The organism is Streptomyces sp. NPDC046557 (assembly GCF_040645975.1).
GTDB lineage: Bacteria > Actinomycetota > Actinomycetes > Streptomycetales > Streptomycetaceae > Streptomyces.
In genome coordinates, this window is the sequence record NZ_JBEYZH010000014.1 from 13941 (window position 1) to 26628 (window position 12688).

General features: G+C 71.7%; 10 protein-coding genes. 1 reads left to right on the plus strand and 9 read right to left on the minus strand.

The window, feature by feature from the left end; genetic code table 11:
• Positions 1 to 24: 24 nt before the first annotated feature.
• From murG to rsmH, 9 genes are all read right to left on the minus strand, one after another.
• Complete coding sequence (murG, locus tag ABZ934_RS22260; protein ID WP_361315885.1) at positions 25 to 1119, minus strand: undecaprenyldiphospho-muramoylpentapeptide beta-N-acetylglucosaminyltransferase; 1095 nt, start codon at positions 1117 to 1119, stop codon at positions 25 to 27.
• Positions 1120 to 1125: 6 nt separating this feature from the next.
• Positions 1126 to 2541: a putative lipid II flippase FtsW gene (gene ftsW, locus ABZ934_RS22265; protein ID WP_361315888.1), complete on the minus strand. Its 1416-nt coding sequence runs from the start codon at positions 2539 to 2541 to the stop codon at positions 1126 to 1128.
• 69 nt (positions 2542 to 2610) lie between these two features.
• Positions 2611 to 4038 carry a UDP-N-acetylmuramoyl-L-alanine--D-glutamate ligase gene (murD, locus tag ABZ934_RS22270; RefSeq protein WP_361315890.1) on the minus strand — a complete coding sequence of 476 codons (1428 nt, stop codon included), beginning with the start codon at positions 4036 to 4038 and terminating at the stop codon, positions 2611 to 2613.
• A complete protein-coding gene (gene mraY / locus ABZ934_RS22275; RefSeq protein ID WP_361315892.1) occupies positions 4020 to 5090 on the minus strand; it encodes a phospho-N-acetylmuramoyl-pentapeptide-transferase in 1071 nt (356 codons plus the stop codon). Before mraY ends, murD begins: the two co-directional genes overlap by 19 nt.
• Positions 5087 to 6505 (minus strand): UDP-N-acetylmuramoyl-tripeptide--D-alanyl-D-alanine ligase, encoded by a 1419-nt coding sequence (gene murF, locus ABZ934_RS22280; RefSeq protein WP_361315894.1) that lies wholly within the window; start codon positions 6503 to 6505, stop codon positions 5087 to 5089. The genes mraY and murF overlap by 4 nt, the downstream gene beginning before the upstream one ends.
• Positions 6502 to 8211 (minus strand): UDP-N-acetylmuramoyl-L-alanyl-D-glutamate--2,6-diaminopimelate ligase, encoded by a 1710-nt coding sequence (locus ABZ934_RS22285; RefSeq protein ID WP_361315897.1) that lies wholly within the window; start codon positions 8209 to 8211, stop codon positions 6502 to 6504. Before ABZ934_RS22285 ends, murF begins: the two co-directional genes overlap by 4 nt.
• A 37-nt stretch (positions 8212 to 8248) precedes the next feature.
• Complete coding sequence (locus ABZ934_RS22290; protein WP_361315900.1) at positions 8249 to 10219, minus strand: penicillin-binding protein 2; 1971 nt, start codon at positions 10217 to 10219, stop codon at positions 8249 to 8251.
• A 135-nt stretch (positions 10220 to 10354) separates the two neighbouring features.
• Positions 10355 to 10864, minus strand: coding sequence for a hypothetical protein (locus ABZ934_RS22295; protein ID WP_361315903.1), 510 nt, complete (start codon positions 10862 to 10864; stop codon positions 10355 to 10357).
• Positions 10861 to 11820: a 16S rRNA (cytosine(1402)-N(4))-methyltransferase RsmH gene (rsmH, locus tag ABZ934_RS22300; protein ID WP_361315906.1), complete on the minus strand. Its 960-nt coding sequence runs from the start codon at positions 11818 to 11820 to the stop codon at positions 10861 to 10863. Before rsmH ends, ABZ934_RS22295 begins: the two co-directional genes overlap by 4 nt.
• A 275-nt stretch (positions 11821 to 12095) precedes the next feature.
• Between rsmH and ABZ934_RS22305 the strand changes: the two genes are divergently transcribed.
• On the plus strand, positions 12096 to 12683 hold the full coding sequence (locus ABZ934_RS22305) for a carbonic anhydrase (protein WP_361315909.1): 588 nt from the start codon (positions 12096 to 12098) through the stop codon (positions 12681 to 12683).
• The last annotated feature ends 5 nt before the right edge of the window (positions 12684 to 12688 follow it).

Genomic DNA, 12688 nt, shown 5'->3' on the forward strand with positions numbered 1-12688 from the left:
TCCGGCCACTCCTGTGCCTCCTGGCTAGCGGTTACTGCGTGCGGCGATCGCCTCGTAGACCAGGCCGACGAGCAGTTCGTCGGCGTCCCGGCGGCCGAACTCGGCGGCGGCGCGGGACATCTCGTAGAGGCGGTGCGGGTCGGCGAGCACCGGGAGGACCTGACCGAGCACCCACTCGGGGGTCAGTTCCGCGTCGTCGACGAGCAGGCCGCCGCCGGCCTTCACCACCGGCTGGGCGTTGAGCCGCTGCTCACCGTTGCCGATCGGCAGCGGTACATAGGCGGCCGGAAGCCCGACGGCGGAGAGTTCGGCGACGGTCATCGCGCCCGCGCGGCACAGCATCATGTCGGCGGCGGCGTACGCGAGGTCCATCCGGTCCACGTACGGTACCGGGACATACGGCGGCATCCCGGGCATGTTGTCGACACGCGGCAGTTCGTTCTTGGGGCCGACCGCGTGCAGGATCTGGATTCCGGAGCGCTGGAGGGTCGGAGCGACCGCCTGGATCGTCTCGTTGAGGCGGCGGGCGCCCTGCGAGCCGCCGGAGACGAGCAGGGTGGGGAGGTTGGGGTCCAGCCCGAAGGCGGCGCGCGCCTCGGGGCGGACGGCGGCCCGGTCCAGGGTCGAGATCGAGCGGCGCAGCGGGATGCCCACGTAGCGGGCGCCGCGCAGCTTGCTGTCCGGGGTGGACACCGCGACGGCGTGCGCGTACCGGGAGCCGATCTTGTTGGCCAGTCCGGGCCGGGCGTTGGCCTCGTGGACGATGATCGGCACCCCGAGGCGCTTGGCCGCGAGGTAGCCGGGCAGGGCCACGTAGCCGCCGAAGCCGACGACGCAGTCGGCCTTGGTGCGCTCCAGGATCTCCTCGGCCGCCTTGATCGTGCCGCGCAGCCGTCCGGGGACGGTGATCAGCTCGGGGGTGGGTTTGCGGGGCAACGGAACGGCGGGGATCAGCCCCAGCTCGTAGCCGCGCTCGGGCACGAGGCGGGTTTCGAGTCCGCGTTCCGTGCCGAGGGCGGTGATGCCCACGGAAGGGTCCTGCCTGCGCAGGGCGTCCGCGAGGGCGAGCGCCGGCTCGATGTGGCCGGCGGTCCCCCCACCGGCGAGTACGACATGCACCGAAATTCACCGCTCTCCGGACGGACGCCTGGTGACGCGCCGTCTCATCGACTTCCATCTCAGCCCGGTCCGCAGCCGGCCGTTCTTCGGCTGCCGCATCGCGAGCGCCGCGCGCGCCGCCGGCTCCCCCCGCGCGAAGGCGATGAGCAGTCCGACCGCGAACATGGTCGGCAGCAGGGCGGACCCTCCGTAGGAGAACAGCGGGAGCGGGACCCCGGCGATCGGCAGCAGACCGAGCACCGCACCGATGTTGATCACGGCCTGCGCCGTGATCCACGTGGTCACGCCTCCCGCGGCATACCGTACGAAGGGGTCCTCCGTGCGTCCGGCCACGCGGATACCCGCATAGCCTAGAGCCGCGAACAGGGCGAGCACCGACAGCGTCCCCGCCAGACCCAGTTCCTCACCGGTGATGGCAAAGATGAAGTCCGTGTGGGCTTCGGGGAGTTGCCCCCATTTTTCCACACTCGCACCCAGACCGGAACCGAACCATCCACCGGACGCGAGTGCGTAGATCCCGTGCACGGCCTGCCAGCAAAGGTCGTTCTTGCCCGGTTCTGTCGCACCGATGCAGGCGAGCCTGTCCATCCGGTGCGGGCTGGTCTTGATCAGCAGTACGACGATCACACCCGCGAAGGCCAGCACGCCCGCGAACATCCTCGTGGGCGCCCCGGCGAGCCAGAGCAGCCCGAACAGGATCGCCCCGAGGATCATGGCGGTTCCCATGTCCCCGCCGAGCATGATGAGTCCGAGCAGCAGGAAGGTCACCGGCACGAGCGGCACCAGCAGGTGCTTCCACTGGCTCAGCAGCCCCTTCTCACCCTTGCGCGCCAGCAGGTCGGCGCCCCACAGGATCAGCGCCAGCTTGCCGAACTCGCTGGGCTGGAGCATGAACGGGCCACCGAGGGAGATCCAGTTCTGGTTGCCGTTGATCGACACCCCCATCCCGGGGACCTGGACCAGGGCCATCAGGAAGAGGGTTCCGGCGAGCACCGGATAGGAGAGCGCCCGGTGGAGTTTGACCGGCATCCGCGAGGCGATCAGCAGCAGGCCGGCGCCGATCAGGGCGGCCAGGAACTGTTTCTTGAAGAAGTAGGCGTCGCCCAGGCCCAGCTGGAGCGCCTTGATCATGGAGGCGGAGTAGACCATCACCAGTCCGAGGACGGTGATGAGCAGCGAGCTGCCGAAAATCAGGTAATACGCGGTGAGCGGACGGTCCCAGGCTTTGCGCAACTGCCACTGCGTGCGCCGGAGCCCGGCGAGCGGCCCGCGGCCCGCGGGGCCGCCGGGGCGGGGCGCGGGGCGTTTGCGGCCCTGCGCCCGGACCGTCTTCACGGAGGTGGCGGCTCTGACCGCCTTCACGGCCTTCACGGCCTTGGTGGCGGACGGCCGCCGTCCCGGCAGGACTTGTCTGGCCGGCATCTGTGATCTTCCCCTCCACTCGTACGAGGCGAGCAGCCGGTCGGGGAGGGACACCTGCCCTGGGTCGACCTAGGCGCTCTCGGCGGCCAGTTCGCGTACCGCGTCGGCGAACGCGTCCCCACGCTTGTTGTAGTTCGCGAACATGTCCATCGAGGCACAGGCAGGTGCCAGCAGGACGGTGTCGCCGCGCTCGGCGAGCCGGGCCGCTTCCCGGACCGCTGCGAGCATCGCCCCAGTGTCGGTCCGGTCGAGGTCCACGACCGGGACCTGCGGGGCGTGTCGCGCCAGCGCCTCGGCGATGAGGGCCCGGTCGGCGCCCATCAGCACCACGGCGCGCAGCCGCTCCGCCGACTTCCGCACGAGTTCGTCGAAGGTCGCGCCCTTGGCGAGGCCGCCGGCGATCCAGACGACGGGTTCGAAGGCGGCGAGGGACGCCTCCGCGGCGTGCGTGTTGGTGGCCTTGGAGTCGTCGACGTACGTGACTCCCGCCACCTCCGCGACGTGCGCTACCCGGTGCGCGTCCGGCCGGAAGTCGCGCAGGCCGTCACGGACGGCGCGGGGCTCGACCCCGAAGGCGCGGGCGAGGGCGGCGGCGGCGAGCGCGTTGGCGATGTTGTGCGGGGCCGGCGGGTTGACGTCGCCGACCTCGGCGAGTTCCTGGGCGTTCTTCTGCCGGTTCTCGACGAAGGCGCGGTCCACGAGGATGCCGTCGACGACGCCGAGCATGGAGGGGCCGGGGGCGCCGAGGGTGAACCCGATGGCCCGGCAGCCCTCTTCGACGTCGGCCTTCTCGACCAGTTCCTCGGTGGCCCGGTCGGCGACGTTATAGACACAGGCGACGGTGTTGCCCTCGTAGATCCGGCCCTTGTCGGCGGCGTACGCCGCCATGGAGCCGTGCCAGTCGAGGTGGTCGGGGGCCAGGTTGAGGACGGCCGCGGAGTGGGCGCGCACCGAGGGCGCCCAGTGCAGTTGGTAGCTGGAGAGTTCGACGGCGAGTACGTCGTACTGCTCCTCGCCGGTCACCACGTCGATGATGGGGGTGCCGATGTTGCCGACGGCCGCCGTCCGCAGGCCCGCGGCGCGCAGGATGGAGGCGAGCATCTGCGTGGTGGTGGTCTTGCCGTTGGTGCCGGTGATCGCGAGCCAGGGGGCGGCGTCGGGGCCGCGCAGCAGCCAGGCGATCTCCACGTCCCCGACGACCTCGACACCGGCTTTCGCGGCCGCCTCGAAGAGCGGGCTGTCGGGCTTCCAGCCGGGCGAGGTCACGACCAGGTCGGTGCCCTCCGGCAGCGTCTCGGCGTCCGCCAGGCGTACGGAGATCCCCGCCGCCTCCAGCTCCGCAGCGCGGGCCCGGTGTCCCTCGCTGTCACCGCCGTCGACGACGGTCACGACCGCGCCGAGGCCGGCCAGGGCGCGGGCGGCGCTGACGCCGCTCACGCCGAGGCCGGCGACGGTGATGTTCTTGCCCTGCCAGGACGTCACTTGTCCGCTGCCCATCCCGCGTAGAAGAGTCCGAGGCCCACGATCACGCACATGCCCTGGATGATCCAGAAGCGGACCACGACAAGGACTTCGGACCACCCCTTGAGTTCGAAGTGGTGTTGGAGCGGGGCCATCCGGAAGACGCGCTTCCCGGTCGCCTTGAAGGACCCGACCTGGATGACGACCGACATGGTGATGAGGACGAAGAGGCCGCCGAGCAGGGCGATCAGGAACTCCGTGCGGGAGCAGATCGCGAGGCCGGCGAGGGCGCCGCCGAGCGCGAGCGAACCGGTGTCACCCATGAAGATCTTGGCGGGCGAGGTGTTCCACCACAGGAATCCGAAGCAGGCGCCCATCAGGGCGGAGGCGACGACCGCGAGGTCCAGCGGGTCGCGGACCTCGAAGCAGGCCGCCGGGTTGGTCAGGTCCTGCGCGTTCACGCAGGACTCCTGGTGCTGCCAGACACCGATGAAGGTGTACGCGCCGAAGACCATCACCGCGGCGCCCGTGGCCAGGCCGTCGAGGCCGTCCGTGAGGTTCACGCCGTTGGACATGGCGAGGATCATGAACAGCGCCCAGACCACGAACAGCACCGGGCCGATCGCCCAGCCGAAGTCCGTGACGAACGACAGCTTGGTGGAGGCCGGGGTGAGCCCGCGCGCGTCCTTGAATTGGAGTGCGAGGACCGCGAAGGCGATGCCGACGATCAGCTGGCCGGCCATCTTGGCCTTGGCCCGCAGACCGAGCGAGCGCCGCTTGACGATCTTGATGTAGTCGTCCAGGTAACCGACCAGGCCCATGCCCGCCATCAGGAACAGGACCAGCAGACCCGAGAAGCTCGGCTCCTCGCCCGTGATCACCTTGGTGAGGGCGTACGCGATGAGTGTGGCCAGGATGAAGGAGATACCGCCCATGGTGGGCGTGCCCTTCTTGCCGGCGTGGCCGCGCGGGCCGTCGTCGCGGATGAACTGGCCGTAGCCCTTGCGGGCCAGCAGCTTGATCAGCAGCGGGGTGCCGATGACGGTGAGGAACATGCCGATGACACCGGCGAACAGGATCTGCCTCATCGGTCGGCGGCCTCGCCTTCGAGCAGAGCCTGTGCGACCCGCTCCAGACCGGCGGACCTGGAAGCCTTCACCAGCACGACGTCCCCCGGGCGCAGTTCACTGCGCAACAGGTCGACCGCCGCCTGCGCGTCGGACACGAGCACCGACTCCTCACCCCACGAACCCTCGTTATATGCGCCCAGTTGCAGCCAGGACGCTTCCCTGCCCCCGACTGCGACGAGCTTGCTCACGTTGAGCCGGACGGCGAGCCGTCCCACCGCGTCGTGTTCGGCCAGCGCGTCGTCACCGAGTTCGGCCATGGGGCCGAGCACCGCCCACGTACGACCCCCGGTCGCCTGAGCGGCGGAGCCCATCGCGGCGAGCGCTCGCAGAGCGGCCCGCATGGACTCGGGGTTCGCGTTGTAGGCGTCGTTGACGATGGTGACGCCGTCCGCGCGCTCGGTGACCTCCATCCGCCACCGGGACAAGGTGCCCGCCCCGGAGAGCGCGGTGGCGATCTCCTCGGCGGACATGCCCAGAACATGGGCGACCGCGGCCGCGCCGAGCGCGTTCGACACGTGGTGCTCACCGTACAGGCGCAAGGTCACGTCACTGCACCCGGTGGGTGTGTGGAGTGTGAAGGACGGCTGGCCCTGGGGCGTCATCCGGACATCCGTGGCCCGTACGTCGGCGTCCTCCGCCTCGCCGAAGAAGACCGTACGGGCCTTCGTGCGGGCGGACATGGCGCGGACCAACGGGTCGTCCGCGTTCAGGACGGCGACGCCGCCCTCGGCCTCGGACGGCAGGGCCTCGACCAGCTCGCCCTTGGCCTGGGCGATGGCCTCCCGGCCGCCGAACTCGCCGATGTGGGCGGTGCCGACGTTCAGCACGAGGCCGATGCGGGGCGGGGTGAGCCCCGTGAGGTAGCGGATGTGGCCGATGCCGCGGGCGCCCATCTCCAGCACCAGGTGCCGGGTCTCCTCGGTGGCGCGCAGCGTGGTGATCGGCAGGCCGATCTCGTTGTTGAGGTTGCCCGGCGTCCACACGGTCGGCGCGTGGTGCTGGAGGACCTGGGCGATGAGGTCCTTGGTGGAGGTCTTGCCGGCCGAACCGGTCAGGGCCACCACGTCGGTGCCGATCCGGGCGACGACGGCGCCGGCCAGCGCCCCGAGGGCCGCGACGACGTCGGGGACGATGACGGCGGGCACATCGACGGGCCGGGTGGCGAGGACGGCGCGGGCGCCCGCCGCGATGGCCGTGGCGGCGTAGTCGTGGCCGTCGACGCGTTCGCCGACGAAGGCGGCGAACAGGCTGCCGTCCGCCACCTCGCGGGAGTCGAACACGACCGGGCCGGTGACCAGGACGGACGGATCCGGTATGTCGTGGAGCTGCCCGCCGGTGATGTCGGCGATCTCGGCGAGGGAGAGGGGGATCACGGGGTCACCTCGGCCTGGGGGGCCTGCTGTTGGCGTTCGATGGCGGCGCGGAGCACCGCGCGGTCGTCGAAGGGGCGGACGACACCCGCGGTGTCCTGGCCCTGCTCGTGGCCCTTGCCGGCCACCAGGACGGTGTCACCGGGCCGGGCCCGCGCGACGGCGGCGGCGATGGCCGCGGCCCGGTCGGCGTCGACCAGGACGGCGCCCCGCTCGGCGGGCGGTACGGAGACGGCCCCCTCGAACATCGCGGCGAGGATCGCGAGCGGGTCCTCGGAGCGCGGGTTGTCGGAGGTCAGGACGGCCGTGTCGGCGAAGCGGGCGGCCGCGGCGCCCATCGGGGCGCGCTTGGTGGTGTCCCGGTCGCCGCCGCAGCCGAGCACGATGTGCAGCTTGCCCTCGGTGACCTCGCGCAGCGCCCGCAGCACCGATTCGACGGCGTCGGTCTTGTGCGCGTAGTCGACGACGGCCAGGAACGGCTGTCCCGCCTCGACCCGCTCCAGCCGGCCGGGGACCCCGGGGACCGCGGCGACGCCGTCGGCGGCGGTCTGCGGGTCGAGGCCGGCGGCGGCGAGCGTGACGATCGCGGCGACGGTGTTGGCGACGTTGAACGGGCCGGGCAGCGGCGCGGTGGCCCGTACCCGCTGCCCTTCCGGGCCCAGCAGGGTCAGCGTGGAGTCGGCGGCGCCCAGCGCCACGTCCTCGGCGCGCCAGTCGGCGGCGGGGTCGCCCGAGGCGGAGAAGGTGACGATCGGGATGGTCGCCTCCTTGGCCAGGCGGCGGCCGTACTCGTCGTCGACGTTGACCACTCCGAGGCGGGCGCGGCGCTCGGTGAAGAGCTGCGCCTTGGCCTGGAAGTAGTCCTCCATGTCGGAGTGGAACTCCATGTGCTCGGGGCTGAGGTTGTTGAAGACGGCGACGTCGAAGACGCAGCCGTCCACCCGGCCGAGCACCAGGGCGTGGCTGGAGACCTCCATGGTCACGGCCTCGACCCCGCGTTCGCGCATGACGGCGAAGAGGGCCTGGAGGTCGGTGGCCTCGGGGGTGGTGCGCTCGGACTTGATGCGCTCGTCCCCGATGCGCGTCTCGACTGTGCCGACCAGGCCCGTCGCGCGTCCGGCGCCGCGCAGGCCGCCCTCGACGAGGTAGGCCGTGGTGGTCTTGCCGGAGGTGCCGGTGATGCCGAGCTGGAGCAGGGCCTCACCGGGGCGGCCGTAGATCTCGGCGGCGAGCTCGCCCATCCGGACGCGCGGGTCGGCGACGGCGAGTACCGGCAGTCCCGTCGCGGTGGCGCGGTCGGCGCCGGCCGGGTCGGTCAGCACGGCGGCGGCGCCGAGGGCGGCCGCCTGGGCGGCGAAGTCCGCCCCGTGCAGCTTGGCGCCGGGCAGGGCCGCGTACAGGTCGCCGGGGCGCACGGCGCGGGAGTCGTGCGTGATGCCGGTGATCCGCGTCGTTTCCGTCCGCGGCTCGGCTCCTGCCGTTCGGACGCCCAGCAACTGCGCCAGCTCGCCCAGCGGGGTCGGGCGGACGGAGAGGGGCCGGGGCGCTCCCGGCGGCGCTGCCGGGGCGTCTTTCTGGGGCGTTCTGGGCTGATCAGCGTGGGACACGGCGGTGAGCGTACCGGGCGTGGCGGGCCGCTCGCGAAGCGAGGGCCCGGCGGCGGCGTCGGGGGCCGACTGGTTCCCGGTTTTCGGGGTGATCGTTGTCACTGATGGTGCCTCACGCGTCTCTGGCTGGGCGGTCGGTTCACTGGCCGGGCTGCGGGCTGGTCCGGGGTGCGGGCTCCGGGGCCGGCGGGGGTGCGACGTCGTAGGTGACGGGCAGCCCGGCGGGGGCGGTTCCGGTGGGGGCGACCTGGAGGGTCTTGAGCGCGAACTCCATGACCTGCTTGTAGATCGGCCCGCAGATCTGGCCGCCGAAGTAGCTGCCCTTCGTAGGGTTCTGGATGGCGCAGTAGACGGTGATCCGCGGGTTGTCGGCGGGTGCGAACCCGGCGAAGGAGGCGGTGTAGCCCTTGTAGCGGCCGGTGGCCGGATCCACCCGGTTGGAGGTGCCGGTCTTGCCGCCGACCCGGTAGCCGGGGATCCGCGCCTTGATGCCGGTGCCCTCCTGGTCGTCGACGACGGATTCGAGCATCTGGGCGAGGGTCTTTGCGGTCTCCGGGCTGACGACGCGCGTCTGCCCGGGCGCCTTGGCGGGGGTGAAGCGGCCGTCGGGGCCCTTGGTGCCGCGGACCAGCGTCGGCTGGATCCGGACCCCGCCGTTGGCGATGGTCGAGTACACCGAGGCGGCCTGCATGGCGTTGAGGGAGAGGCCCTGGCCGAAGGGGATGGTGAACTGCTGCGAGGTGGACCAGTCCTCGGGTTTGGCGAGGATGCCGCGGGACTCGCCCGGGTAGTTCAGGCCGGTGGGCTGCCCGATGCCGAACTTGTTCAGGTAGGAGTAGAGGACCTTGTTCGCCTCGCTCTGCGTGCTGCCCAGCTGACCGGTGGCGAGGATCGTGCCGATGTTCGAGGACTTGGCGAGGACCCCGTTGAGGGTCAGGTACCAGGTGGGGTGGTCGATGTCGTCCTTGAAGAGCCGGTCGCCTCGGTGGAGCCGGTTGGGGACCTCGACGTGGGTCTCCGGGGTGGCCTTCTTCTCCTCCAGCACGGCGGCCATCGACATCACCTTGGCGGTGGAGCCGGGCTCGTAGACGTCCTGGAGGGCCGCGTTGCCCATGGCGGCGGAGCTGGCCTTGCTGAGGTCGTTGGGGTCGAAGCCGGGGGCGTTGGCCATGGCCAGCACCTCGCCGGTGCGGGTGTCCTGGACGATGACGTAGCCGCGGTCGGCGCCGGACTTCTCGACCTGCTCGGTAATGGCGCTCTGCGCGGCCCACTGGATGTCGCGGTCGATGGTCAGCTCGATGTCGTCGCCGGGCACGGCGGGCTTCTCGCTGGATCCGGCGGTGGGGACGCGACGGCCGCCGGACTGGGCGTAGGTGAGTTCGCCGTCCTTGCCGGCCAGCTTCTTGTCGAGGGCGGACTCCAGGCCGCCGCCGCCCTTGCCGTCGGCGTTGACGTAACCCAGTATCCCGGCGGCCAGGTCGCCGTTCGGGTACACGCGCTTGCTGCTGTCCTCCTTGAACACTCCGGCCAGGACGTTGGCGCCGGGCCCGTTGTTCTTCCGGTCGGCGGCCGCCTTGTCGGCGAAGACCTTCTGGAGGTTCTTGATCTGGTTCCAGACCTGGGGGGTCTGCCGGCGCGCGAGGACGACGTAGCGGGAGTTCTTGGTCCCCAGGCGGCCCGCGATCTCCTTGGCGTCCTTGCCGAGGATCGGCGCGAGGAGGGCGGCGGCCTGCTCGGGGGCGTCCGGGGCCTTGCTCTCCTGCGGGGTGAACATCTTCGGGTCGGCGGTGATGTCGTACGCGTCGACGCTGGTGGCCAAGGCCACGCCCCTGCGGTCGGTGATCTCCCCGCGCTCGGCGGCCAGGGTGTAGCTGGCGAAGCGGTTCTCGGACGCCTTGGCGGAGTAGGCGGAGGCGTCGACGGCCTGCACTTGGAGGAGTCGGACGACGAAGGCGAGCATCACGAGGGTGAGGGCGACGCTGACCAGACGCAGTCGGGGTTTGGGGCTGCCGAGGCGGATGGTGTGGGGGGTGCGCGCGGGGCCGGGGCGGCCGGTGGCCCGCGCCCGCGCCGGGCCGGGCACCCTGCGTCGGGGCACCTGCGGGCTCACGTCCGCGCCCCGTGCCGCCGGCCCGTCGTGGTCGTCGGTGTGGTCGCCGCCTTGGTCGTCGGCGGCGCCGCTGCCGGGGCTCCGCGCCCGACCCCGTGCCTCGGTGGCCGGCGGGGCTGGATTCGGTTCACGACGTCACCTTCCGGAGGAGGGCGAGCCCGCCGGGCTCGGGGTGGGGGAGATCGACGCGGCCGGCGGTGCGGCCGGGCTCTGGGAAACCGGCGGTGCGGCCGGCGGGGGCGACGGCGGGGGCGGTGTATCGGCCGCCGTCGGTGTTCCCGCGACCTTCCCGTCCGGGCCGATGAAGACCGGGCTGCCGCCAGGCACCAGGCCCAGCTCGTGCGCCCGCCGCTGGAGCGCGTCCGGCGCCGAGTACCCGTCCACGTCCCGCTGCAGCTCCTGCTGCTCGTCCCGCAGGACGGTGGTCTCCTTCTTCAGCTTGCTGAGCTGGAAGGAGCCCTGGTTCAGCGCCGAGTTCAGCAGCAGCAGGCTGATCAGCCCGCCGCCGAGCAGGGCCACGACCAGCAGGACGAACGGCATCCGCGCCGCCTGCCCGGACGTGCTCTGGCCGGACGTGCTCTGGCCGAACCCGCCCTGACCGGCCCCCGCGCCGCCCCCGCCCCGCAGCAGCCCGCGTTTCGTCACAGTCGCGCCTCCCGGATGCGCTCTACCCCGCGGAAGCGCGCCGGGGCGGCCCGCCGGTTCTCGGCGATCTCCTCCTCCGTCGGGAGCTCCGCACCGCGGGTGAGCAGTTTCAACTTCGGCTGGTAGCGCTCGGGCACGACCGGGAGCCCCGGCGGCGCGGTGGAGGTCGCGCCCGCGGCGAAGACCTGCTTCACCAGCCGGTCCTCCAGCGAGTGGTAGGACAGCACCGCAACGCGGCCGCCGACCGCGATCCGGTCCACGGCCGCCGGGATCGCCCGCTCCAGCCCGGCCAGTTCGGCGTTGACCTCGATCCGCAGCGCCTGGAAGGTCCGCTTCGCCGGGTTGCCGCCCGTCCGCTTCGCCGCCTGCGGCAGCGCCTCGCGGATCACCTCGACCAGTCGGGCGCTGTTCGAGAACGGTTCCCTCGCGCGCTCGCGCACGATCGCCGAGACGATGCGCTTGGCCTGCTTCTCCTCGCCGTACTGGCGCAGGATGCGGACCAGCTCGCCGGGCGCGTAGGTGTTGAGGACCTCGGCGGCGCTGATGCCGGTGGTCTGGTCCATCCGCATGTCGAGCGGCGCGTCCTGCGCGTACGCGAACCCGCGGTCGGCCTCGTCGAGCTGCATGGAGGAGACGCCGAGGTCGAAGAGGATGCCCTGGACGGTGGGGATGCCCAGGCCGTCCAGCACCTCGGCGAGGTCGGCGTAGATGGCGTGTACGAGGGTGGCCCGCTCGCCGAAGGGCGCGAGCCGTTCGCCGGAGAGCCGCAGGGCCTCCTTGTCCCGGTCCAGGCCGATCAGGTGGACCTCGGGGAACCGGGTGAGCAGGGCCTCGCTGTGGCCGCCGAGGCCGAGGGTGCAGTCGACGACGACGGCGCCGGGCCTCTCCAGCGCCGGGGCCAACAGGTCCAGGCACCGCTGGAGCATCACCGGGACATGTCGGGACTCGCTAGTCAAAGCGCCCTCTCAGATAACGGCGCGGCAGGCATACGCCGCGCCGCGCACGCGGAGTGTTACCAGGGGGCCGGGCGGCCGGTGAGGGCCGGGCCCCGGCCGGTTCGCGTCACTTTAGTGCAACGGTCGCCACGGTCAACGAACCGCCCCGCGCGCGGTGCGCCCCACTGTGGGCCAATCCGCAAAAGCCGCCAATCACCCGAACGGCCGACCCCGCCCCACCCCTGTGGGTTAGCTCACAACAAACCCCGTTGACGTTCTTTGTCCCCCCTCACTCGATGCCACAACGGGCTGTGACCACTAACGTCGTACCCATGACGACTTCCGCATCGCTGCCCGCAGACCCGGCAACCCAGGCAACCGGCGGCCGCTCCGTCACGGACCGGCTGGTCGAGGCGAACCGGCGCTACGCCGCCCGATTCACAGACCCCGGCATGGACGCCCGTCCCGTGCTGAAGGTGGCCGTGGTGGCCTGTATGGACGCCCGACTCGACCTGCACAAGGCCCTCGGGCTGGAACTCGGCGACTGCCACACCATCCGCAACGCGGGGGGTGTGGTCACCGACGACACGATCCGTTCGCTCACCATCAGCCAGCGGGCGCTCGGCACCCGCGCGGTGATACTGATCCACCACACCGGCTGCGGCCTCGAAAGCCTGACCGAGGACTTCCGGCACGAGCTGGAGGACGAGGTGGGCCAGCGTCCCGCCTGGGCCGTGGAGGCGTTCCGGGACGTCGACCAGGACGTCCGCCAGTCCATGCAGCGGGTCCGCACCAACCCCTTCCTGCCCTTCAAGGACGATGTGCGAGGCTTCGTCTTCGACGTGCACACCGGGCTCCTGCGGGAGATCGATCCCGTCTCCTGAGTGAC